The organism is Salinicola corii (assembly GCF_008298015.1).
Lineage (GTDB): Bacteria > Pseudomonadota > Gammaproteobacteria > Pseudomonadales > Halomonadaceae > Salinicola > Salinicola corii.
Genome location: NZ_VTPX01000005.1, coordinates 146,728 through 170,169 on the forward strand (window position 1 = coordinate 146,728; position 23,442 = coordinate 170,169).

Annotated in this window: 25 protein-coding genes; 3 read left to right on the forward strand and 22 right to left on the reverse strand. The window is 64.1% G+C overall.

All coding sequences use genetic code 11. The features are described from left to right. Positions 1–15 precede the first annotated feature (15 nt). The 7 genes from F0A16_RS10980 to F0A16_RS11010 all read right to left on the reverse strand — a co-directional run bounded on the left by F0A16_RS10980 (position 16) and on the right by F0A16_RS11010 (position 7,750). Positions 16–753: an SDR family oxidoreductase gene (locus F0A16_RS10980; RefSeq protein ID WP_149435438.1), complete on the reverse strand. Its 738-nt coding sequence runs from the start codon at positions 751–753 to the stop codon at positions 16–18. A 263-nt stretch (positions 754–1,016) separates the two neighbouring features. Beyond that, positions 1,017–1,910 (reverse strand): LysR family transcriptional regulator, encoded by an 894-nt coding sequence (locus F0A16_RS10985; protein ID WP_149435439.1) that lies wholly within the window; start codon positions 1,908–1,910, stop codon positions 1,017–1,019. After that, on the reverse strand, positions 1,900–3,069 hold the full coding sequence (gene ampC, locus F0A16_RS10990; RefSeq protein WP_149435440.1) for a class C beta-lactamase: 1,170 nt from the start codon (positions 3,067–3,069) through the stop codon (positions 1,900–1,902). Before ampC ends, F0A16_RS10985 begins: the two co-directional genes overlap by 11 nt. 108 nt (positions 3,070–3,177) lie before the next feature. After that, on the reverse strand, positions 3,178–5,526 hold the full coding sequence (locus tag F0A16_RS10995; RefSeq protein ID WP_149435441.1) for a xanthine dehydrogenase family protein molybdopterin-binding subunit: 2,349 nt from the start codon (positions 5,524–5,526) through the stop codon (positions 3,178–3,180). Beyond that, positions 5,523–6,524: an FAD binding domain-containing protein gene (locus F0A16_RS11000; RefSeq protein WP_149435442.1), complete on the reverse strand. Its 1,002-nt coding sequence runs from the start codon at positions 6,522–6,524 to the stop codon at positions 5,523–5,525. The genes F0A16_RS10995 and F0A16_RS11000 overlap by 4 nt, the downstream gene beginning before the upstream one ends. Beyond that, entirely contained in the window at positions 6,521–7,030 is a 510-nt protein-coding gene (locus tag F0A16_RS11005) for a 2Fe-2S iron-sulfur cluster-binding protein (RefSeq protein WP_149435443.1), read from the reverse strand. Before F0A16_RS11005 ends, F0A16_RS11000 begins: the two co-directional genes overlap by 4 nt. A 156-nt stretch (positions 7,031–7,186) precedes the next feature. Then, positions 7,187–7,750 (reverse strand): SDR family oxidoreductase, encoded by a 564-nt coding sequence (locus tag F0A16_RS11010; protein ID WP_149435444.1) that lies wholly within the window; start codon positions 7,748–7,750, stop codon positions 7,187–7,189. A 128-nt stretch (positions 7,751–7,878) separates the two neighbouring features. Between F0A16_RS11010 and F0A16_RS11015 the strand changes: the two genes are divergently transcribed. After that, positions 7,879–8,685, forward strand: coding sequence for a helix-turn-helix transcriptional regulator (locus tag F0A16_RS11015; protein WP_149435445.1), 807 nt, complete (start codon positions 7,879–7,881; stop codon positions 8,683–8,685). Positions 8,686–8,721: 36 nt separating this feature from the next. Here F0A16_RS11015 and F0A16_RS11020 read toward each other — a convergent pair whose 3' ends face one another. The 13 genes from F0A16_RS11020 to F0A16_RS11080 all read right to left on the reverse strand — a co-directional run bounded on the left by F0A16_RS11020 (position 8,722) and on the right by F0A16_RS11080 (position 19,877). Then, complete coding sequence (locus F0A16_RS11020; protein WP_239023791.1) at positions 8,722–9,552, reverse strand: ABC transporter ATP-binding protein; 831 nt, start codon at positions 9,550–9,552, stop codon at positions 8,722–8,724. After that, positions 9,540–10,151: an ABC transporter permease gene (locus F0A16_RS11025; protein WP_239023792.1), complete on the reverse strand. Its 612-nt coding sequence runs from the start codon at positions 10,149–10,151 to the stop codon at positions 9,540–9,542. The genes F0A16_RS11020 and F0A16_RS11025 overlap by 13 nt, the downstream gene beginning before the upstream one ends. A gap of 199 nt (positions 10,152–10,350) precedes the next feature. Then, complete coding sequence (locus tag F0A16_RS11030) at positions 10,351–11,385, reverse strand: ABC transporter substrate-binding protein (protein WP_149435446.1); 1,035 nt, start codon at positions 11,383–11,385, stop codon at positions 10,351–10,353. 153 nt (positions 11,386–11,538) lie between these two features. Next, positions 11,539–12,279 (reverse strand): class II aldolase and adducin N-terminal domain-containing protein, encoded by a 741-nt coding sequence (locus tag F0A16_RS11035; protein ID WP_149435447.1) that lies wholly within the window; start codon positions 12,277–12,279, stop codon positions 11,539–11,541. 146 nt (positions 12,280–12,425) lie between these two features. Beyond that, the gene (locus F0A16_RS11040) at positions 12,426–13,412 is read right to left on the reverse strand and encodes a LysR family transcriptional regulator (protein WP_239023793.1); all 987 of its coding nucleotides are present in this window, start codon (positions 13,410–13,412) and stop codon (positions 12,426–12,428) included. Between the two features lie 45 nt (positions 13,413–13,457). Further along, the gene (locus F0A16_RS11045) at positions 13,458–14,303 is read right to left on the reverse strand and encodes an amino acid ABC transporter ATP-binding protein (RefSeq protein WP_149435448.1); all 846 of its coding nucleotides are present in this window, start codon (positions 14,301–14,303) and stop codon (positions 13,458–13,460) included. Further along, complete coding sequence (locus tag F0A16_RS11050; protein ID WP_149435449.1) at positions 14,300–15,001, reverse strand: amino acid ABC transporter permease; 702 nt, start codon at positions 14,999–15,001, stop codon at positions 14,300–14,302. Before F0A16_RS11050 ends, F0A16_RS11045 begins: the two co-directional genes overlap by 4 nt. Continuing rightward, complete coding sequence (locus tag F0A16_RS11055; RefSeq protein WP_149435450.1) at positions 15,001–15,657, reverse strand: amino acid ABC transporter permease; 657 nt, start codon at positions 15,655–15,657, stop codon at positions 15,001–15,003. Before F0A16_RS11055 ends, F0A16_RS11050 begins: the two co-directional genes overlap by 1 nt. 60 nt (positions 15,658–15,717) lie before the next feature. After that, positions 15,718–16,485, reverse strand: coding sequence for a transporter substrate-binding domain-containing protein (locus F0A16_RS11060; protein ID WP_149435451.1), 768 nt, complete (start codon positions 16,483–16,485; stop codon positions 15,718–15,720). Positions 16,486–16,550: 65 nt separating this feature from the next. After that, the gene (locus F0A16_RS11065) at positions 16,551–17,420 is read right to left on the reverse strand and encodes a phytanoyl-CoA dioxygenase family protein (RefSeq protein ID WP_149435452.1); all 870 of its coding nucleotides are present in this window, start codon (positions 17,418–17,420) and stop codon (positions 16,551–16,553) included. Between the two features lie 47 nt (positions 17,421–17,467). Further along, a complete protein-coding gene (locus F0A16_RS11070) occupies positions 17,468–18,139 on the reverse strand; it encodes a DUF1028 domain-containing protein (RefSeq protein WP_149435453.1) in 672 nt (223 codons plus the stop codon). Then, positions 18,136–18,555 (reverse strand): RidA family protein, encoded by a 420-nt coding sequence (locus F0A16_RS11075; protein ID WP_149435454.1) that lies wholly within the window; start codon positions 18,553–18,555, stop codon positions 18,136–18,138. Before F0A16_RS11075 ends, F0A16_RS11070 begins: the two co-directional genes overlap by 4 nt. Beyond that, positions 18,555–19,877, reverse strand: a complete 1,323-nt coding sequence (locus F0A16_RS11080) for a flavin-containing monooxygenase (RefSeq protein WP_149435455.1) — start codon at positions 19,875–19,877, stop codon at positions 18,555–18,557. Before F0A16_RS11080 ends, F0A16_RS11075 begins: the two co-directional genes overlap by 1 nt. A gap of 266 nt (positions 19,878–20,143) precedes the next feature. Here F0A16_RS11080 and F0A16_RS11085 point away from each other — a divergent pair, with 266 nt between their 5' ends. Beyond that, complete coding sequence (locus tag F0A16_RS11085; RefSeq protein WP_149435456.1) at positions 20,144–20,740, forward strand: hypothetical protein; 597 nt, start codon at positions 20,144–20,146, stop codon at positions 20,738–20,740. Positions 20,741–20,805: 65 nt separating this feature from the next. Here the strand turns inward: F0A16_RS11085 and F0A16_RS11090 are convergent, their stop codons facing one another. Continuing rightward, positions 20,806–21,399, reverse strand: a complete 594-nt coding sequence (locus tag F0A16_RS11090; protein WP_187775980.1) for an FMN-dependent NADH-azoreductase — start codon at positions 21,397–21,399, stop codon at positions 20,806–20,808. After that, entirely contained in the window at positions 21,396–21,848 is a 453-nt protein-coding gene (locus tag F0A16_RS11095; protein ID WP_149435458.1) for a GNAT family N-acetyltransferase, read from the reverse strand. The genes F0A16_RS11090 and F0A16_RS11095 overlap by 4 nt, the downstream gene beginning before the upstream one ends. 89 nt (positions 21,849–21,937) lie before the next feature. Here F0A16_RS11095 and pdxR point away from each other — a divergent pair, with 89 nt between their 5' ends. Next, on the forward strand, positions 21,938–23,344 hold the full coding sequence (gene pdxR, locus F0A16_RS11100; RefSeq protein ID WP_149435459.1) for a MocR-like pyridoxine biosynthesis transcription factor PdxR: 1,407 nt from the start codon (positions 21,938–21,940) through the stop codon (positions 23,342–23,344). The last annotated feature ends 98 nt before the right edge of the window (positions 23,345–23,442 follow it).

Genomic DNA, 23,442 nt, shown 5'->3' on the forward strand with positions numbered 1-23,442 from the left:
ATCCAGCGGCCACGGTCAGTAGGGACTGGCCGTGGGGCGAACGATGATTTCGCTGACATCGACGGTGGCCGGCTGTTCGATGGCGAAGGCGATCGATCGGGCAATGGCCTCGGCCGGTATGGCGTCTTGGCGGAAGGTTCGCATCGTCTCCTGGGCGGTCGGATCGGTGATCGAATCGGCAAGATCGGACTCGGTGACACCGGGACTGATCACGGTCACGCGGATGTCGCCCCCCACCTCCTGACGCAGCCCTTCGGAGATCGCCTCCACGGCGAACTTGGTCGCGCAGTAGACGGCCGCGGTGGGCGAGACCGCATGTCCACCAATGGAGGAGAGATTGATGATCTGCCCCGCCTTCTGGTCCTGCATGACCGGTAGCACAGCCGCGACACCGTGGAGGACACCACGAATGTTGACGTCGATCATCCGGTTCCACTCGTCCAGCTTGAGCGCCTCGAGCTTGGAAAGCGGCATGACGCCGGCGTTGTTGATGATGACATCGACGCGGCCATAGGTTTCCTGTGCTGCGGTGACGAAACCCCGCATGGAATCGATGGACGTGACATCGAGCTGGCGCCAGCTGGCCTCGCCACCCCCCTCTCGTATCTCGTCGGCCAGACGTTCGAGCCGGTCGACGCGACGCGCCCCCAGCATCAGTCGAGCCCCCCGTGCCCCCAGATAACGGGCGGTGGCTTCGCCGATGCCGCTACTCGCGCCGGTGATCAGAATGATCTTGTCTGCAAGATCCGTCATGGTGACTACCTCGTATCGTGAAGGGTCGTGCAATGGCACGACCAACGAGGAGCAGTCTATTGAGTGAGGGCAAAACGATAATCGGGGAATATATTCATGAGTTATGAAGCTGGACAGACATAATTGGACAAAAGCGGCGACGAGCCCGGGAATCGCTCACCCCTCGGGACCTCGCCAACCGCCAGCCTCAGGGTCTGATCGCCACGCTTCGTCTGCCCTTGCACGGGGCGTCCCGTGCGAAGGCCTGACCGACGCGTCGCGGCTCAGCCGTTCCGCTTGAGGAAGTCGATGAAGGTCCGCATCGCGGCTAGGTGGTGACGCTGACGCGGGTAACAGAAGTAGAATCCATCGAACGGCGCGCACCACTCGTCGAGCATGGTCACCAGACGCCCCTCGCGGATCAGCGGGGCTGCCCAGGCATCGACGGTGAAGGCGATGCCGACGCCGTTGATCGCAGCCTCGAGCATGGCTCTCAGATCGTTGACGATCAGCGGGCCATGGACGGCGACCCGAAACCAGCCGCCGTCGCGATGAAACTCCCATTGATACGGATGCATCTGCCCAGGCCAGCGCCAATTGATGCAGCGATGCCGATGCAGGTCGGAGGGCGTCCTGGGTTTGCCGTGGCGCTTCACGTACGCCGGTGAAGCGACCACGCAGTGGCGCAGGGTCGCGCCCAGCGGCATCGCGATCATGTCCTGCTCGAGCAGTTCGCCGAGCCGAATCGCCCCGTCGAAGCCGGCTTCGATCATGTCGACCGGCTGATCGTCCAGGGTCAGATCCAGTTCGATATCGGGATACGCCTCGGCAAAGCGGGCCAGTAGAGGTGCCAGGTAGAGCTGGTAACCGACCCGGAAGGCGTGAAGGCGCAATCGGCCCTGGGGTCGCTCACCGAGTTCGGCGGCATCCGCGACGGCCGCTTCGACCTCCTCGACCGCCGGCTTCAGGCGGGCAAGCAGCCTTTCCCCCGCCTGGCTCAACCCGACCCGGCGGGTGGTGCGATGAAACAGCCGGACGTCGAGCCTCGCCTCGAGCCCCTTGATGGTCTGGCTCAGGGCCGATGGCGAGACCTGCAGCGCTTCCGCCGCGCGAACGAAACTGCCCTGCTCGGCAACGGCGAGAAACGCCTGCAGTTCGGCGAATTCACTACCGCGCATCGCCACCGTCGATCACGTCCAGCTTCGACAGCATCTCGTAGGCCGCCTTGACGCGCGCATCGTTGGGATAGTTTCTGTTGGCCAGCATCACCAGCCCGACCTGCTTGCCGGGCACCAGGACCACGTAGCCGCCGAAGCCGTTGGTGGAGCCGGTCTTGTTGATCCAGACGTCTTCCCGCGGCGCCTGCGGTGGCTCGATCGCCTCGGCCGGGTTGGGTTTCAGGATCATGTCGTAGCCGTTGCCCGCCAGCAGCGTGTCCAGCGAGACCGGCAGCGGGTACTGCTCCCAGATCAGGTCCTGGGTCATGTCGCCGACCTGGAAATTGCCCTGGCGCGTGACGTCGATCGCCTGCTGCAGGTCGTCATCGACCTCGAGCAGACCGAGATTGGCCTGCACCAGCCGGGCCAGGTCACCGGCAGTGGTCTTGATGCCGTAGGCCTCGTCATCGAGCACGCCGGGCGCCACGCGAATCGGCTCGCCCTGCTTGTCCTCACCCATGGCGTAATGCGTCATCTGCGCCTCGGGGACGTCGTACCAGGTGTGCTGCAACCCCAGCGGTTCCAGCACGCGAGCCTGCATCGCCGGCACGAACGCCTGATCGAGACTGGCGGCGGTTTCCATGCCCAGCAGGCCGATGCCCAGGTTGGAGTAGGTTCGCACCTCGCCGATCGCCGCGGTGGGCTGCCACTGCCGATACCAAGTCATCAGCGAGTCGCGGTCCGTCACCTCGTCGGGCACGAACAGCGGCAGCCCGCCGGTGGTGTGGGTGCCCAGGTTACGCCCGGAGATCTCGTCGAACGCGCTGCCCTCGAGCGCCGGCAGATAACGGCTGACCGGCGCCTCGAGATCGAGCCTGCCCTCGACGGCGGCGAGTGATGCCAGCGTGGCGGTGAACGTCTTGCTGAGCGAGCCGATCTCGAACAGGGTGTCACCATCGACCGGTGTGCCGTTGTCACGCTCGGCGACGCCGTAGTTCAGTACCTGCGTTCCCTGCGGGCGAACCACCGCCACCGCCATGCCGGGAATGCTCTGCTGGCGCATCAGCGACTCGATGACCGGATCGACGACACCGCGAACATCGGCGTCACCGCCCTCCGCCAGCGCCAGACTCGACGAGCCCAGCAGCAGTAGCGACATTCCCAACGTGATTCCTTTCATGACGATTTCGATCCTCGGCAGTGTGCGCCGACAGGAATCGTCGGGCGCGGAAAACGGTGCCGCCAATCATGCGCAAAAACAACACAAACCGAAACCGTCGTCGATCGGCTACAGCAGCTTGTCCAGCGTGATCGGTAGATCGCGGACGCGCTTGCCGCAGGCGTTGTAGACGGCGTTGGCCACCGCCGCGCCGACGCCGGTGATGCCGATCTCGCCGATGCCATGAGCCCCCATGGGCGTGTGCGGGTCGGGAATGTCGGTCCACATCACCTCGATCTCCGGCACGTCCATCTGCACCGGCACGTGATAGTCGGCGAGGCTCGGGTTCATCACCCGGCCGCTGCGCGGATCGAACAGCGTCTCCTCCATCAACGCCAGGCCGAGACCCATGATCATGCCGCCGCGAAACTGGCTCGTCGCTGTCTTGGGGTTGAGGATCCGACCGCAGTCGAACGACCCCAGCAGACGACGAATACGCACCTCGCCGGTTACGCCATTCACGCCCGCCTCGCAGAAGATGGTGCCGAAGGAGTGCATCGACCAGTTGGCGAGCTCTTCCGACCCGGCGGCGTCCGCCTCCACGGAGAGCTCGCTCCGCCCGGCGCGCGCCAGGATCTGCCGATAGCTCTCGAAGCGCGAACCGTCGCCGATCGCGCCCAGCCCTTCGTTCCGACACTCGATCTCGTCCGGTGCAAGGCCGGACAGTGGCGAATCCTGGCCCACCAGCGCCAGCAGTTCAGCGACCAGCGCCCGCTGCGCCGCGATCACCGCACCGCCGATCGCCGCCGTCTGCTGCGAGCCGCCCGCCAGCACGCTTCCGGTTAGGCGCGAATCGCCATAGTGGAAAGCGACCTTCTCCACCGGCAAGCCCAGCCGCGCGGCGGCGACCTGGGTCTGCACCGTCGCCGTGCCCATGCCCATCTCGTGAGCGGCGATACCCACGGTCGCGCCGTCAGGCGTGAGCGTGATCCGCGCCGCCGCCCCGGGCATGCGCATATAGGGATAGGTCGCCGTCGCACAGCCCAGGCCGATCTGCCATTCGCCCTCGCGTCGACGACCGGGCGTGGCGCTCCGCTCGGACCAGCCGAAGCGTTCGGCGCCGCTGCGAGCCGCTTCCAGCAGGTGGCGCGAGGAGAACGCCAGCCCGCTGGTGGGGTCGCGTTCCGGCTCGTTGCGCGCCCTCAGCTCGAGAGGATCCATGCTGAGCTGATCGGCGAGTTCGTCCAGCGCCGACTCCAGCGCGAAGGTGCTCACCGATTCCCCCGGCGCGCGCATGAAGGTATTGGCCAGCATGTGCATGTCCGCCACATCGATCGACAGTCGGATATGGTCGGCGGCGTACAGGCACTTGGTGGCCTGGAAGAAAGGCTCCGGTAGGTTGTTGTGGCGGGTCATCGCCGCGACACCCGAGTGGATCAGCGCCTGCAGCCTGCCATTTTCATCCGCGCCGAGGGCCATCCGCTGCTCGGTGCAGGCCCGCCCGCCGACGACGCGATAGACGCCCTTGCGCGACAGCGCCAGCCGTACCGGACGATCCGCGAGCTTGGCCGCCGCCGCGGCCAGGATCTGATGCTGCCACAGCGTCTTGCCGCCAAAGCCACCGCCCACGAAGGGCGAGGTGATATGAATCTGCGCGGCATCGATGCCGAACACCTCGGCCAGCGATGCCACGGCCAGATCGACACACTGGGAGGCATCGTGAATCCGCAGCGTTTCGCCCTCCCCCTCCGACTCGTTCACCCACGCCAGCGTCAGCGCATGGGGCTCGATGGCGTTGTGATTGTGGCGCGGCGTGGTGTAGGTGGCATCGATACGATGCACTGCGGCTTCGAACGCGGCGTCGGCATCGCCGACCGTGATCTCCGCCGGCCCGCCCAGCACGTTGTCCGGCTGACGCGCCTGGGCTTTCGCCAGCTCGAAATCGATCATTGCCGGCTCCGCCGCGTAATCCACGCGGATGCTTTCGGCGGCGGCATCGGCCTGTTCCTGGGTCTCGGCCAGCACCAGCGCCACCGGCTGGCCGTTCCAGTGGACGCGATCGGTCTGCATGATCGGATGATCGTCGCCGGCGGCGCCGTTGGGCGAGCGCAGGAACACCGGTGGGGTATTGAGTCGCGGCGCGTTTTCGTGGGTCATCACCAATACCACGCCGTCCATCGCCTCGGCTTCACGCCGATCGATAGCCAGGATCCGGCCGTTGGCGATGGCGCTGTAGACCAGCGCAGCGTAGACCATGCCGTCGAAGATGAACTCGCCGGCAAAGCGCGCGCCGCCGGTGACCTTCTCCGCCCCATCGACGCGCGACAACGGCGCGCCGATCCCGATTCGCCCCTTCTCGCTCAGGGGATCCGGCCGGCCCTCCGGACGCCAGTAATCCCCGGCCAGGGCGACGCCCGCTGGCTGGTTATCGCCCGACCGTTCGTTATCGCCCGATCGTCCTTTATCGAGAGCACTCATGCGTCACCTCCGTTACGCGCGTCCGAAAGACGCTGCGACAGCGCCGCGATCATCAGCCGTCGCGCCAGTTCGACCTTGAAGGCGTTGCCCGGTAGCGGCCGGGCAGCGGCCAGCTCAGCATCGACGGCAGCGGCGAACGTCGCCTCGGTGGCCGGCTGGCCCCTCAGCGCCGCTTCTGCCCGCCATGCCCGCCACGGCCTCGTTCCCACACCACCCAGCGCCAGGCGTACGTTCTGGATCGTTTCGCCGTCGAGTTCGACCATGGACGCCACCGATACCAGCGCAAAGGCATAGCTGGCGCGGTCGCGCACCTTGCGATACTCGGAACGCACCGCCATCGGCAGCGGCGGCAACTCGACCGCGACGATCAGCTCCTCGGGCTGCAGTTCGGCCTCGAGATCCGAACGCTCGCCTGGCTCTCGATGGAGCTCGGTGACCGCCAGCTGCCGCTCCCCCTCGGGTCCGCGTAGATGAATGCGAGCGTCGAGCGCCGCCAGCGCCACCGCCATGTCCGAGGGATGCGTGGCGATGCAGGATGACGAGGTGCCGAGGATGGCGTGATAGCGATGGAAACCCTCCAGCGCATCGCAGCCCGCGCCCGGCTCGCGCTTGTTGCAGCGGGTCGCCACGTCGTAGAAGTAGGCGCAGCGCGTGCGCTGTAGCAGGTTGCCACCGACCGTCGCCATGTTGCGAATCTGGGCGCTGGCGCCGCTCAGAATCGCGCGGGACAGCAGCGGATAGCGGCTGCGGATCCGCGCATCACCGGCCAGCGCGGCGTTGGTGGCGGCGGCACCGATGATCAGGCCGCCCTCGGCGGTCTCGTCGATATCGCGGGAGAGACGCGTCACGTCGATCAAGGTCTGCGGACGCTCCACGGTTTCGCGCATCAGATCGACCAGATTGGTACCGCCGCCGAGATACTTGGCTTGCCGGCGACGCACCGCCTGTTCGATCGCCTGTTCGCTGTCGGCGACCTGGTGATAGTCGAAGGCTCTCATCGCACCACCTCCTTGCCGAGAGAAGCGGCTATCGCGTCAGCGATACCGTTGTAAGCGCCACAACGGCAGAGATTGCCGCTCATCCGCTCGCGCAGTTCGTCACGGCTCCATTCGAGATCCGCTGCCGCGAGATCCTGGGTGACCGCGCTCGGCAGGCCGCGCTCGAATTCACCGGCCATGCCCACCGCCGAACAGAGCTGGCCCGGCGTGCAGTAGCCGCACTGGAAGCCATCGTGTTCGATGAACGCCGCCTGCACCGGATGCAGCGTGCCGCGCTCGGCCAGCCCCTCGACCGTGGTGATCTCCCGCCCCTGATATTGAACGGCGAGTGCCAGGCAGGCGTTGATGCGCTCACCGTCGACCAGCACGGTGCAGGCGCCGCAAGCGCCCTGGTTGCAACCCTTCTTGGTGCCGCTGAGCTGGAACTGCTCGCGCAGCAGATCGAGCAGTGACGTTCGGAAATCCACCTCGGCCTCCCGAACCTGGCCGTTGATCGTCCATTGCATATCGAGCCTCGGGTCACGGTTGTGTATCGTTATCGAATTATCGTCAGGTCGTTGCCACACGCGGAACGCGGATAGTGGGTGTTTATCGAGCGTGGGTGTTTATCGAGCCTAGCCCGCTTCCCGGTCCGGGGCGGTCGCCATTTCGTGGCAGCCCGATCAGTCGATGCAGAAAGCGCTTTTGCCGATCTCGCCGCTGAAGGCGTCCTGGTCGCACGTCGGCGAGCTCGTGGGCAATGGCAGGGTCTCCAGCCGAATCGCCGTACCCTGCAGCAGGCCGGACAACGCCTCGCCACTGATCGCATCGACGGTGGAAAAGCGAACGATACGGGCCGCTCGCGCCCGGACGAGCAGTGGCAGGAAGGCGAGGATCGGTCCCAGGGTGGCAAAGCGATAGGGTAAGGCCTCTCTGGCCCAGGGGCAGCGACGGTCGGGCTCGGCGAGGCGTTCGACCGTGCCGATGACGAGGGCATCCAGCCGCCCGTATCGGTCGTCGATCCAGGCCGCCGCCCGCTGTAGCGCACCGGCATCGCCAATCGACAAGGGCAGGCCGACCACGTCACCGACAGCCGCGTTCGAACCGGGTCCTGGAAAAGATCTGGCGAGAGCGGTCGACGCGTCCAGCAACAGCGTCGCGTCGGCCCAATGGGAAGAGGCCAGCAAGAGGTCGATTTCGCTGTCGTCGAGACCGAGACCCAGCGTGATACGTGAATCGGGTTCCATCCACTCTCTCCGGTCAGCCACGAAGGCGTCGGTTGACGCCGCTGTCGGAAACCCTAGTATTCTCCGCTATCCTACAAAATTCGTGACTTTATCCTACGTTTGACAACCCCAGGCTCGGCCATCACCTCATGAGTGCATTCAACTCCCCTTCGCCCTCACTGGGCGAGTTCCTGCGTGCCAAGCGCGCCGACATCACACCCGAAATGGTGGGCCTGCCGCCGGGACGCCGTCGACGCACGCCGGGCCTGCGCCGCGAGGAAGTGGCCAGCCGCGCCAGCATGGGTTCGGCCTGGTACACCGCCCTGGAGCAGGGCCGGGACGTGCAGCCCTCCGATCAGGCGCTGGCCTGCCTGGCTCGCGCGCTGATGATGAACGAAACCGAGCGCGAGCATCTCTATGCGCTGGCCGGGCGACCGGCACCGCCGCGCGCTATCGACAACGGCTCGACGATCAACCCGATCCTCCAGCGTCTGCTGGATAGGATGGAGCCGGATCCCGCCTACGTGATGGACGCCTACTGGGAAGTGATCGCCTGGAACGCCGCCGCCGCCGCGCTATTCGATATCGAGCGCGCCGGAGACAAGCACCCGCGCAACAAGCTGTGGTGGGTCTTCACCCAGAAGCGTGTCGAGACGCATCGTGCCGACTGGTTGAAATCGGCCCGCACGCTGGTCTCGATCTTCCGCAGCCAGGCCACGCGCTACGCTGACGATCCGCGCATGCGCCGGTTGATCGACGATCTGCTCGAGGCCAGCGACGTCTTCCGCGAACTCTGGGCCGAGCAGGGCGTGCTCGACCTGGCCAGTGGCCGCAAGGCGATGCGAATGCCGGACGGCACCAACCACGAGTTCGACTACCTGCCGCTGCGCATTCCCGACCTGCCCGGCGCCTGCCTGATGATCTATCTGGGGGTGAGTCGGGACAGCTCGGATTGAATTGCCTGTCCGAGCACCTCGGCAAGCCTCCCGAATCTAGGTGTCGTCATGGTGAAGGATGCCCAGTATCTCGCGCTTGATATCGAGGAAGTGCTTTTCCATCACGATCTCCGATGTGCGCGGCCGTGGCAGATGCACTTCGATGGTTCGACTGATGACCCCGGGGCGCCCACTCATGACATAGATACGGTCGGCGAGCAGGATCGCTTCATCGATATCATGAGTGACGAAAAGCACGGTCTTGCTGTTGTGGCCCCAGACATTGAGCAAAAGTTGCTGCATGGAGAGCCGGGTCTGACTGTCGAGCGCACCGAACGGCTCATCCATCAGCAGGATATCGGGATCGTTGGCCAGCGCACGCGCAATCGCCACCCGCTGCATCATGCCGCCGGATAGCTGGCGTGGCCAGGCATCGGCAAAGCGCTCCAGCCCCACTTCGCGGAGATAGTATTCGACGATTTCCTTGCGCTGAGCGGCTGGCAGGCGACGTCGCTTCAAACCATATTCCACGTTGTCGCGCACGTTGAGCCAGGGAAACAGCGTATAGGCCTGAAATACCATGCCCCGGTCGGCGCCAGGCCCGTCGATCCTCTTGTCGTTGACTCGAATCTCGCCGGAAGTAGGCTCGATCAGACCTGCGGTGAGATAGAGCAGACTCGACTTGCCGCAGCCGGAGGGGCCAACAATGACCGCGAATTCATTCTCGGCCGCCTGCAGGGAAATGTCCTCGAGCGCGGTCACGGACTGCTGGCCCGAGGAGAACGTCAGCCCGATCTGCCGGATATCGAGACAGGTTCGCGAGCCCGTATGAAGCATCGATGGCTGAATCCCGCCACGCATTATCTCGCCATCGTTCAAAGCGCCCATGATGTCAGCCTCTTGCGGAGAAGTCGGAAAAACTGATCCGTCACCAACCCGAGCAGGCCGATCAGCCCTATGGATAAAAAGATCACATCGACCTGAAAGCCTCTCATCGCCTTGAGGCTGATGTAGCCCAAGCCACTGTTGGCTGCGACGAGTTCGGCGACCACGACAAACGTCCAGGCCCATCCCATGGTGACTCGCATCATGTCGATCACACCCGGCAGACAGGCGGGAAACAGGACATGCGTGACAACGTCCCGGCGCTTGGCACCAAGCGTGTAAGAGGCATTGATGAGGTCTTGCGAGACCCCACGTGATATGTCGGCAATCATGACCAGCTGTTGGAAAAAGATACCGAAAAAGATCACCGTCACTCGCTGCTCGATGCCGATGCCAATCCACAGGATGAATAGCGGGACGAACGCCGTGACCGGCAGGTAGCGCATGAAATTGACCAGCGGGTCGAGAAACGCCTGAGCAAGACGAAAGCTGCCCATCAGGATGCCGAGCGGAATCGCGACCACGGATGAAAGCAGGAAACCGTAGAGGACGACCTGCGCGCTCGACCAGATATCCTTCCACAGCGAACCATCGCCGATCATGCTGACCGCGGTCGACAGCACTGAGGTTGGCGTCGGCAGAAAGATCGATCTGACCAGACCGCTGTAGGTGACCAGCGACCAGAGTGCAATCACGACAAGCCAGATGCCGATGCCCGCGCTCCACGTCAGCGTCTTCGGGATCGTCGCTCTTGGCGTGAGGCAGCGTTGCCATAAAGAAGCGTGAGCCATTGTGATGTCCTCACGGTTGCTCGACGTAGGTGGGGTCGACAATATCGGCGTAAGTGGCGCTGATATTGCGATCCTCGAGCTGATTCCAGGTGTCGCGGGCAACATCGATCAGGGCGGAGATGGAGCCAGGCTCGTCCTGGGTGCCGAGAATACGCCGATTGCCAGGCTCACCGTAGAATTCGACGCCTTTGGTCGCCTCAGCCAGATCCGCGGGGTCCTTGAGGTAGCCGCCAACCCCTTCTGCCATGAGTCGATAAGACGCTTCCGGGTGGGACTTCAGATAGTCGACAGCCTTGTAAAGACCGGCAACCAGTGCCTTGACGTCATCGGGCTGGTTATCGATGACATCACAACTCAGCGCGACGACGTCGATGATGACCCCCGGCGTCGCGCTGCTATCGACCAGCACGTGACCCACGTCATGACTTCGCACGAAACTGAGGTTCGGCTCCCACGTCACCGCCACCGGCACGCGGCCGGCGATGAAAGCGGCGGCAGCGGCATCGGCGGACATGTTCTGAACCGTGACGTCGCTGAGTGAGAGACCATGCTGCTTGAGCAGATACGAGAGCCAGAATTGGGAGGCCGAGCCCTCATTCATGGCGACTGTCTGGCCCTTGAGCTGCTCGACGGAGGTCACGGCGTCGTCGGTTAGCACACCGTCACCACCGTTGCTGCCATCCAGCACGACCACCGTCTTGAAGCAGAAATCCGGTGAGCGATATTTGAGCAGCTCGGCGATGGTGCCTGCCGAGCCATCGAGATGGCCGGCGGCTTGAGCCGCCATGTAGGAAGAGGAGTCTTCGAAGGTCGGTAGCTCGACCGTCAATCCATTTTCCTTGAAGAACCCCTTCGCCTGCGCCAGGTAGAGCGTACCGTAACCCACCCAGGTGGTGTGTCCGATCGACAGCGTGCCGGCCTGGGCCGCCACGCTGGACAGCCCCAGCGCGGCTGCACCCGCGAAGCCGAGCGCCCTCCGCCTCCATGTCGAAGGCGGAAGCTTCAGGCTGATCGGAGCGTTCGAGGATTGGCTTTGTAATCTCATTGTTGTTCTCGCTGTGGACTGTCACTTGAGGTTGGCGAACAGCGCGCATGGCCGGCCGGCAGCGCGTGCCGCCGGGCGCCTGTTCGATAAGCATCATGGTATTGCCGTAAAGCGGGACGCTGCCGCAGGACAACTGCCGCAGCGGTCGTACGCTCAATCCGCGTAGGAAGGATCCTCGCGATCCAGGATGGCTTTCATCTCTTCGAAATGCGCCAGCGAGAAGTCGCGTATGGATTCCCAGTCGCGCGCGGTGGCTTCGGCGATCTCGTCAGGCAGCACGTTCAGCGGCTGGCCGGTCGCATACGCCTGCACCAGCGTGCGGCATCCGCGCTCGAGGGTGTACATGTCGTCGAACGCTTCGCCCACGGTCTGCGCCGCGACCATCACGCCGTGATTCCCCATCATCAGACGCGTCTTGTCCCCGAGCAGCGCTGCCAGCCGCTCTCCTTCCGCCTCGCTATTGGCCATGCCGCTGAAGCCACTGTCGATGGCGATACGGTTGAAATAGCGCGCCGTGTTCTGGTCGATCGGCAATACCGTCGGGTCCTTCAGCGTCGCGACCGTGGTGGCATAAGGGGGATGCAGATGCAGTACGACCCGCGCCTGCGGCATCAGCCGATGCATCTGGCCGTGAATGGCCCAGGCCGTCGGATCGACGACCGTGTCGAGATCCGGGGCCTCGCCATCGAGATCGAACAGCACCAGATCGCTGGCGCGGATGCGGGAGAAATGCTTCCACTTGGGATTCATCAGGAAGCGGCGGCCGTCGGCGGATACCGCCGCACTGAAATGGTTGGCGACAGCCTCGTGGAGACCTTGCCTGGCGACGATACGGAACAGCGCCGCCATGTCGATACGGAGCTGCGCTTCATCGGGGAGCGACACGTTAGGCATGATGAGAATCCTTGTCATTGTTCTGGTGACGCAGTCGAACAGCTATCGACTTTCGTCTCACTGCTGCCACGCTACTGAGCCGCGTTGATTTTTAAAATATCTTTATTCGCTCTTCGGCATCAGCTTTTCCTATCCACGTCTCGGGCTCATGTCTCGGCCTGACTCAACTCGCTGTGCTTGAGAAACTCGCCCATGGCCTGGGCGGCCGGACTCAAGCGAACGCCCTTCAACGTGGCCATGCCGACGGTCAGCGCGCGGACCTCCCCGTCCAGCGGGATGGTGCGAAACGACTTGCCATCCAGCGCCAGATGTCGACCCGGTGGCACGTTGAGCAGCGAAAAGCCAAAGCCATTGGCCACGAGGCCACGTACCATGCCGAGCGAGGTCGCGCGATGTGCGATCTTTGGCTGGCGTGGCGCATCGATGAACAGCGACAGGAAGTAGTCCCGACTCATGGGCCAGTCGAGCAGCACCATCGGATACTCGCTGAGCATGTCGATGGTCAGCCGCTCATGCGCGGCCAGCGGGTGATCGGGGGCGACCGCCGCGTAGGGTGGAAAGCGGCAAAGCGGTTGAAACTCGATATCCTCCGGCACCTGCATGTCGTAGATCAGCCCGAGTTCATATCGACCTTCCCGCAACCCCTCCACGATATCGACCTGATGCCCCTCGTCGCATTGGGGCACGACCCGGGGGAACTGGGTAAGGAATGACTGCATCAAGCGCGGCATGAAAATGGGCGCGAAGGTGTGAAAGGCTGCCATGTTCAGCGGACCGGCAATCTCTTCACCCAGCGATATCGCGAACTGCATCAGGCTGTCGGCATCGTAGAGCAGGCTGCGCGCCCGCCCCAGCAACTGCGTACCTGCGGTGGTCAGCGATAGCCCCTGTGCATGGTGCCTGACGAAGAGTTGAACGCCGGAGGCCTCCTCGAGGTGAGCGATCGCGGCCGAGATCGAGGGCTGAGACACGTGTAGCTGTTCCGCCGCGCGGGTGACGCTTTTCAGTTCACCGGCAACGACGAAGTATCGCAATTGCTTCAGGGTGGCATGCAGCATCTGGGCTCCCTGGCACAGCCTGGAGTGATGGAAACGGGCATCATCTCGCGTGGAGATGACGATGCGTTTCAACATCTTGCGCCCCCGCTGGTGGGGCGTCCATGCCAATCCCATCCCTGCTCAGTCATCGACACGGTTCAACGCTGGCGCCGCCTCGAACAGGGAGTTTCGCTCCAGATAATTGCCGAGAAACTGCGCGAGCCTGGGTGACTGGGGGTGTCTGAACAGCCGCGTGGGCGGGCCTTGCTCCACGATGTGCCCCTGGTCGAGAAACAGCACGCGATCGGCGACCCTGGCGGCGAAGCCCATTTCATGCGTCACGACCACCATCGTCATGCCCTCTTCAGCGAGCTGTCGCATGACCTGCAACACCTCACCGACCAGTTCGGGGTCGAGCGCCGAGGTCGGCTCGTCGAACAGCATGATGGCCGGCGACATCGCCAGGGAACGCGCGATGGCGACGCGCTGCTGCTGCCCGCCGGAGAGACGATTCGGCCAGGCACCGGCCTTTTCGGCCAGCCCCACTTTCTCCAGCGTCGCCAGTGCCAGCCGGTGGGCATCGTCTCTCTTCATTCCCCGCACTCGCAGCAGCGCCTCCATCACATTCTCGAGAACGCTCAGGTGCGGCCACAGATTGAACTGCTGGAAAACCATACCCATGTTGCGACGCACGTCGCTCAAGCGAGAGGGACGCGAGCGCACGCGACGACCGTCGCTTGCGCGGTCGTAGCCCAGCAGCTCCCCTTCGACGAATACCTCGCCGTCGTCGTAATTTTCGAGAAAGGCGAGGCTGCGAAGTAGCGTGCTTTTACCCGATCCGGAAGGTCCGATCAGACAGACAACCTCGGAACGCTGGATCGACAGGTTGATATCCTGCAGAACCGTGTGATCCCCGAACCGCTTGCTCATGCCCCGGGCTTCGAGCATGACGTCGCCGGCTCCCCGCTTCGCTGCTGACTGGTTCATGCGGCTGACTCCCTCGGCTTGAGGGCGCGTCGTTGCTGCACGCCCTGGGTAAGATAACGACTGGCTCTGCGCTCGAGCCACTGGCCCAGACGAGAGCAGAGCTCGGCCAGGAGGAAGTAACCGACACAGAGTGCCAGCAGGGTTTCGACGTAGGCGAAGGTCTCGGCACCGACGCCGGTGAGGACGAAGGTCAGTTCAGGCACCGTGATGATCGACAGCACCGGCGTCTCCTTGCCCAGGATGGTGGTGAAATTGACCAACGCCGGCAGGATGAGGACCAGCATTTGCGGTATCTGTACGCGCCAGATGATCTGCCAGGGCGTCATCCCCAGCATGGCGGCCGCTTCCTGCTGTCCACGCGGAATCGACGTGAAGCCGGTGCGAAAGATCTCGGCGAAGTAGACGCTGCCATAGATCCCCAGGCCGATCAGGCCAGCGGCCATGGGGGACAGCGAGAGGCCAAGGCTGGGCCCGCCGTAGTAGAGCAGGAACAGCTGCACCAGGAAGGGCGTCGCCCGAATCACTTCGATATAACAACGCAGCACGCCACGAACCCAAGGACCGGCGCTGAGTTGGATCACAGCCATGATCAGCCCCGCGATCACACCGGCAAGCACACCGCCGACCCAGGTCCAGATGGTCACGAGAAAACCGCTGCCTATTTCGCCGGCATGATCGGTCAGAACGCTGAAATCCATTACGCTCTCCCCTTTTCGAAGCGACGTTCGAGCTGTCCGGCGAGCAGCGCCAGACTGATATTGACGATGCAGTAGAGTACGGCCGCGGCCAGATAGAACTGGAGTTGAAGAAAGCTGCTTGCGGCCAGGTTCTGCGCCGTGCGGGTCAATTCAGCCAGACCGACAGCCGAAATCAACGACGAGGCCTTGATCAGCAGTATCACTTCGTTGAGCAGCGCGGGCAGCGTGGCGCGCAACGCTTGCGGCAGCTTGATTCGCGTCAGGATGGTGCGACCACGGAGCCCCAGCAGCCGAGCGGCCTCGACCTGCCCCACCGGCAGTGTCAGCAGACCACCCCGCAGGATTTCGGCCAGGTAAGCCCCACTACACAAGGCCAGTCCGGCGATCGCCGCCACCCAGGCGGGGATATCGAGCCCCAGACGAGGTAGCAGGTAATAGATGAAGAGCAACTGGATCAGTAGCGGAATGCCTCGGAACACGCTGATATAAGCGCCTCCGAGCCGCCGCAGCGCGCCTCGCTCGGAGAGCTTCAGCGAGCAAACCCCGATCCCGATCAGGAAGCCGAGCGCCAGTCCGCAGGCCGACAACCAGACCGTGTTCCACAGGCCTGCCAGCAGCAGCGGCAGGCCCTGGACCAGCAGCGCAAGATCGAACATCGAATGCCCCCGTTACTGAGCGGGCACCGGATGATCGGGCACGTCCATCTTCTGCCCGATTCATTGTTCCTGCAGCTCAGCCAGTCGACCATCATCGCGCATCTTTGCCAGCACATCGTTGAACGCGTCGATCAGTCGTTGGGAGTCGTCATCACCACGACCGATGTAGGCAAACCAGCTCTTGGGACCAAATGATGGGGTCACGACCTTGAACAACGAGGGTCGCTGCTTGGCGAGATAGGCAATATTGGGCAGGGAGTTTGCCACCGCGTCGAGACGCTGGGCGGCCAGGTCGGCGTAGGCCTGGTTGTTGTCGACGTACTCCCGGATCTCGACCGGCGAATCGAGTGATTCGGCATAGGCTTGCAATGTCGCCAACTGAGCCGATGCCTTGCCGGCACCGACGGTCTTGCCGGCGATATCCTCCGGTGCCGAGATGTCGTCGTCATTGGCACGGATCATCAACGCAACGGAGCTTTCGGCCACCGGGTCGGTAAAACGATAACGCTGCATGCGCTCGCTGGTGACGATCAGCGGGCCGGCAACCATATCGTACTTGTCCGCCTCCAGGCCGGGCAGCACGCTGGCCCACGGCAGATCGACGAACCCGACCTCGACGCCCAGCGCCTTGCCGACCTCCTCGAAGACCGCCTTGTTGAATCCTGTCTGCTTGCCGTTTTCCAGATAGTCGAACGGCGCAAACTGCATCTCGGTGCCGACACGGAGCACGCCGCGCGCCTTGACGTCATCGAGCGTATCCGCTTGAGCCGACGCCATTGCCGAGGCACCAAGTGCGATCAAGAGCGTTGCTACTGCCAATTTTTTCATGGTTCGTTCCACCGGGTTTTATCGTTGTTGGGGTGCTATCTAACCAGTTGCTAGATGACGTCAGATCACATCGTGGCGTCCATACCTGCCTGCTGCACGAAGAACGAGGCCCCTTTCGGCTTCTGCGGCAGCTTCATCACGCTGGCCGTGGTGCGGACCTCGCCACTCTCATTGCCGCGTAGCAGCATGCCCTGGTGCTGACTCGGCAGGGGATTGTCGCCGTAAGGGAGCGCATCTTCTGCCGCGTAGACCGTGATGAACAGCGTTCGCGGCAGCGTCGAGGCGTTCGGTGCGGAAGCATGCAGCAGGCGGGTGTGCATGAAGCAGACAGAACCGGCCGGACCCACACATTCGACCGGTGACTGACATTCGCGGCTGACCACCTCGTCGTCGACGCTGCCGGTGAAGCGGCCGCCCTGCCAATGGGAGTAAAGCGGCTGCTTGTGGCTGCCCGGAATGACCTGGAGCGGGCCATTCTCGGCCGTCACCTCGCCCACCATCAGCAGCGCAGTGACCAGATCATCGTTGCTGTGAGGCGTGAAGAGGAAATCCTGATGCCACTTCACCTGAGTCTCGGTGCCCGGCAGCTTGGAGTTGATCTTGCTGTGGTGGAGACGTACGCCACCCGCCCCGATCAGAGCGTGCACCATGTCGGTCATGCGCGAATCCGTCGCCACCTGCAGATAGGCCGGCGAGATCTCGGTCGGCGATGCCACCCGGCGCAGCGAGGGGTGCTCGGCACTGTGATCGCCACCGACGTCGAAACGCGGCCGATGATCCAGCGTTTCACCGTAGGCCGCGGTCTGCTCGCGGCTTTCCTCGACCCAGCCATTGAACTCGACATTGAGCGCTTCGAGCTCGTTGGCACTGAGGACATCCTCGACGACCAGATAGCCGTCCCGTTGGAATTGTTCGATCTGAGATTCGGTCAGCATGTTGTCACCCATTTTCTTGTCGATTCGGAAATTTGTCAGGGTCTGGCTCACTGATCCCCCGGGACGCCGTAACTCGGCGCCGCGTCCGGTTGGCGCGCGCGCGTGACATAGGCCTCGAGCTGAGGCGCGTAGCGCGTCCACAGCCCACGCAGCTCGGCGATCGGGGCGTCATGCCAATCGACGCGCAAGTCGACGACGGGCCAGGACGCCTCGGGACGCGCCACCACCAGGCCGGCAGAAAACACCTCTCCAGCTTCGCCGCCAGCGGCCAGACCTGCCTCCATGGCGATCAAAAGCCGCTCCGCCAGCGGCCCTTCGCTCTGCTCGAACGCCGTGACCATGGCCCGTGGCACCTCGGCATCGGCCAGTAGATTGCCGGCTGCCACGCAGTCGAGGCCATCGGCACGGCCGACCACACCGAGGGCATTGTCACCGTCATAGACGGCAGTGCGGCCCTCACCGTCGATCAGCAGCAACTGCCGATACTGCGGGGCAGGCTCCCCCTCGATCAGCCGCGCCAGCGCCGCCTGCGGCGACAGGCCCTGTGCCATGAGCGCCAATCCCTCGGGGCCCAGTGCCGGGTTGGTGACGTTCTGCGTCAGTACCGCGCCACCGGGACCGGCGAAGGCGCAGCGCGCCGCCACGCAGATGCTCGATGAGCTGACCGCGCAGCCGGTTTCGCCCGTCTCGGCGCAGCGTGCCGCAATCGAAAAGGTCATGCTTCCTCCTCGGGAATCACCGCGATCACGTCGATCTCCATCAGCCACTCCGGCTGCGCCAGACCGGCGACGACCAGTCCGGTCGAGATCGGGAAGACCCCACGCAGCCACTGGCCGACTTCACGGTAGACCGGCTCGCGAAAGCGCGGATCGGTGATATAGGTGGTCGTCTTGACGATGTGCGAGAGATCGCTGCCGGCTTCTTCGAGCAGCTGCTTGACGTTCTTCATCGCCTGCTCGGCCTGGGCGCGAGGATCGCCCAGCCCGACCAGATTGCCGTGAAAGTCCGTTCCCACCTGACCGCGTACGTAAACGGTGTTTCCTGCCCGGACGGCCTGGCACAGATCGTTGTCCAGGGTCTGATTGGGATAGGTTTCCTTCGTGTTGAACATGCGGATGCGCGTATGCGTCGGCATCAGTTGACCCTCCGAGGACGAGAATCGGTCGAAGACGCGGCATCGCTGGCAGACGACGTCGCCGAGACGGGATCGGGTGAGTCGTAGCGGGCGAGATAGTCACGCATCTTGGCGATGTGATCGGCGATGAACTTGGCGTCGTGCCAGACGCCCCAGATGAAACTGGAGCCGCGACGGGAGAGCCACGGCAAACCCAGGAAGTAGATCCCGGGCTCGCTCGAGACCCCGCGCTGGTGGCTTGGCTTGCCATCCTCATCGAAGGCATCGACTTCCAGCCAACGATAATCCTGCGAGAAACCCGTCGCCCAGATGATGGTGGTGATGCCAGCCGTCGCCAGGTCGAGTTCGGCAAGCGGGTTGGAGACGCAATCCGGATCGGGCGGAATCACTCGGGCTTCCGGCTCCGGCGGCAAGTCGAGCCCGTTGCGCTCGGCATAGGCATCGGCGCCGTCCAGCAGCGACAGATAGTTGGCATCGCCGGCATCGAGGTTAGCGCGAAGATCGGAGGCGAATTTCGCCACGCCGTCAACGAAGGACTCGGTGCGTCCGACCAGCGTCACGCCCGCATGCGCCAGCTCGCGGAAATCGATGGTGTAGCCGCCACGCGCGCCGGTGACGGCGATGGTGACATGCTCCGAGCCCGGCTGGCGGATCTCGTTATCCCACTCCCCGAGCACACCGAGCCACCAGCAGAAATCGCGACCACGGTAGGCCCGCGGCGGGCGGTTATGCGGCCCCACCGACAAGTAAACCTGACGTCCTGCACGATTGAGCTCTGCCGCCACCTGGGTGCCTGACGAGCCGGCCCCGACGACCAGAACGGCGCCCTCGGGAAGCTGCTCGGGGTTTCGATAATCGGCCGTGTGCAGCTGCGTGATGCGCTCGTCCTGAGGCGCGATGGCGGGGATGACCGGCGTCTGAAAGGCGCCCGTCGCCGCAACCACCCGCTGTGCGTTGATCGTGCCCTGAGAGGTTTCCACCGTGAATCCTGGCCGCCCCTGATTCGGTGTCACGCGAGTCACTTCGACACCAGTGCGAACGGGAACCTCGAATTTCCGCGCATAGGCTTCGAAATAGTCCGCCACCTCTTCCTTCGGCACGAAGCCGTCCGGCGAGATGGCGGGGAAGGTCAGCCCAGGAAAGCGGTCATGCCAGGCTGGACCGTTCGCCACCAGCGAGTCCCAGCGCGCCGTTCGCCAGCGTTCGGCGATGCGATCGCGCTCGAGTACCAGATGGGGAACGCCGTGTCGGCTCAGGTGTTCGCTCATGGCGATGCCAGCTTGCCCGGCGCCGACCACGAGCGTGTCGGTGGAAGTACTCATTGTGGCTCCAGCGTGCGTGAAGTTGTTATTGATGCTCTTCACCTAACACTAAAGACGTACAGTGCATCGTTAAAATATTGTTATCTGTTCTTTGGCATCAGAAAAACCAATGCAAGGCGGGCGAGCCTGCACGGCGGCGACAGCAGTAAGGATCCCAAGGTAGCAGGGAGGTCATTACCCATCGGCTAACCGCTCGCGGTAGAGTTCAGGCGTGGTCATCGTGAGTCCCATCGATGGTTCCAGGAGAAAACGTTTCAGGAGGAAACATGGAGTTCACCCAGGGAAAGAGATATCGGGCCGGTGTCGTCGCTGCCAGCCTGTTGACACTGATGCTGGCCGGTTGCTCGGATTCGTCTCCGGACGCGGACGACGACGCCAGCGGCCAGGCGTCATCGGCGGAACAGCCCACCGCCCAGGAACCGACACGCCAAGACCAGACCACCGACGAGCCGACGCCGGGCACTGGTGGAGAAACCCGGGGCGGGGACGGTTCGACGATCACCCTGGACGCCCTGACGGCGTCGGATATCGGCGAGGCCAACCTCTCGGGCGAGCTGGGCTGCCAGTTCTCGACCGCGCAAGCCTCGCCGCTGCTGGTCGCGAAGGGGAATGTCGACTCGTCATCGGCGGCGCAAGGGGTGGTCAAGGTAGCCGGCTACGTGGAGCGGGTCTCGACGCCAGGCGGATTCGATGGCATGACCGGCAACCCGACTTTCGAGGGCAAGGGCAAGACCCTCCGCATCGAGGTGACCGGCGAACCCAGCGGTGGCGGCGAGTCGCCCGCTCGGCCGGCGACGCTGACCTACGACCGCGCCGACGGCGCCCAGCGCACGCTGGAAGGCGAGTGGCAGTGCGGTCCTTGATGCCGAATGCGCCGGGGATCTGCCCGTCGAAGTGATGATGGGCTGTTCGAAGGGGTCGGCCGCCGTCAGTACCAGGCGTCGCCCAGCGCGGCAACCGCCTCTGCGATCATCGCCTCGGGAGTGGCGCGTCGGCCGACCAGCCCTTCCAGATACACGAATTCCGGCGCGCGAATGCCTAGCGTACTCAGCACGGCTTCGAGATGCGGGGTGAGGAAATTGGGCTGTTTCGACTCTCCGGCGCGGTGAAAGCCACCGGAGCTGACGATGACCAGCGTCGGCCGGTCCGCCAGCAGGCCCACCTTGCCCTGCGGGATCGGCGCGAAGGTTCGATGAATGCGCAGCACGTAATCGACCCAGAGCTTCAGCGCCGCGGGCATGCCGAAATTATGCATGGGGGTGGCGACGATCAGCCGGTCGGTGGATTCGAGCTCTTGGATCAGGCGTTCGGATAACTCAAGCGTCGCGCTCGAGCGAGGCAAGGGATCGCGCAGCGTCAGCGCCCGGGCGTAGTCCACCGTCAACGGCGCCAGCGGCTCGGCGGCGAGATCCCGTACCAGCAGGTCGCCTCCCTTTCGCGCCGCGATCTTCCGCGCCAGGCGGTTCCCCAAGGCCTCTTCGCGGTGCGGGCTGGCGGTCACGAGCAGTGTGGGTATCGTCACGATGTCGTCTCCTCGATGCTCAAGGCTTCCACGAAGTGCATGCCCCGGGAGAGCAGCCCTTGTCGAAAGTAGAAACGCTGTGCCAGCGCCATGCCCAGCCCGGTATCCAGCACCAGATGGCGACACCCCAGGGTTCTCGCTTCCTCGCGCACGGCCGCGATCAGCCGCGCACCCAAACCGTGGCGTCGCCCCGCTGCGCTGACCACGAGATCGTCCACATAGACGAAGCGGCCATACAGCAGGTTCTCGGTCAGGCGATAGCCCGCCAGGCCGACGACCCGATTCCCCTCCCACGCCGCCAACAGCCGATAGCCCATGGCCATCTGGCGCATGATCCGGCTGACGAAGGTCTGCGGTGCATCGAGATGCGGGCGAAGCTCACGCATGACATCGAAGCAGCGCAGACACTCCTGCTCCGTGGTCACCAGTAATAGTCGAACGGTCGTCATCGGACATCCTCCTGATAGAGCAGCCAGGGTAGAATCGGACTGACCCGCTTGGCAGCGCCAAGACGTCTTCGATCTTCTGGGACATCGACATGTCCAATACCCCACTTCGGCTCGACCGCACGCAGAACGTGCCGATCTACCGGCAGCTCTATCAGCGCCTGCGCGAAGCGATGACGGACGGGCGCCTGCCACCCGGCAAACGGGTGCCCTCGGTACGCAGCCTCGCCAGTGAGCTGAACCTGTCGCGCGGCACGGTCGAGCTGGCCTATCAGCTGCTGGTCAGCGAAGGGTATTTTCTGCCGCGAGGGCCGGCGGGAACCATCGTCTCGCCACACCTGCCCGATGCCTCGGGACCGGCGGCGACATCGGAGACGGCGACCGGGCAGGAACCACAGCCTGGTCTCGCACCGCCGCTCCCCTTCCAACTGGGGCTGCCGGCGCTGGACGCCTTCCCCGACAAGTTGTGGACACGCCTGGCCCATCGCCGACTCAGGGCCCAGACCAGCGCCGAACTCAACTACCCGCCGCCGACCGGCCACCCGGCGCTGAAGCGCGCACTGGTGAGCTACCTCGGCGTGTCGCGAGGCATCGCCTGCCAGCCCGAACAGATCTTCATCACCGACAGCTACCGCGACACGCTCGGTCTGATCTGCCGGGCACTGCTGAAACCCGGCGACAGCGGATGGTTCGAGGAGCCGGGCTATGTGATGGCGCGTGAACGACTGCTGCACGACGGGATGCACCTGACGCCAGTGGGCGTCGACGCCGAGGGATTGAACGTCGAAGAGGGAGATTCCCGCGCCGCCCAAGCCCGTTTCGCCGTCGTCACGCCCACGCACCAGAGTCCCACCGGGGTGACGATGACGCTGGCCCGACGCCAGGCCTTGCTGGGGTGGGCGAGTCGTGAGGATGCCTGGGTGATCGAGGACGACTACGACAGCGAATATCGCTACCACGGCCATCCCGTACCGGCACTGAAGAGTCTCGATCATGATGGCCGCGTGCTCTATGCCGGCACGTTCAGCAAAGTGCTGTTCCCCGCCATCAAACTGGCCTACCTGGTGGTTCCACTCTCTCAGGTCGCGATCTTTCAGCGCGCGATGCGGCGCCTGGGCCATGGCTGCCCGACGCTGACTCAGGCGGTGGTCGCGGATTTCATCGACGAAGGCCACTTTGCCCGCCACCTCAAGCGGATGCGGGCGCTCTACAAAGAGCGCCGTGAAAATCTTCGCCAGGCGCTCGAGCACCGTCTGGGCGATCGGATTCACATCGATCTGCAAGCCGGCGGGATGCACCTGCTGGCCCGTCTTCCCGACGGCGCCGACGACGTGGCCATCGCGAACCGGGCCGCCAGCGCCGGGCTGGGTGGGCACGCGCTGTCCGAGTGGTCCCTGACTCCGACACGACAGTCCGGGCTGCTGCTGAGCTTCACCAACGTCACCGATGCCGCCCAAGCCGACGCGCTGGCCGCCCGGCTGGCCGCGCTCATGGTTTGACGCGTCGCAGGTCGTCTTGCGATGGCCCAGAAATCGCCACCGTTCTTGGCTCTGTGAGAACGCCTTCCCGCATTTCATCCTGTCTCGGTACTCAAATC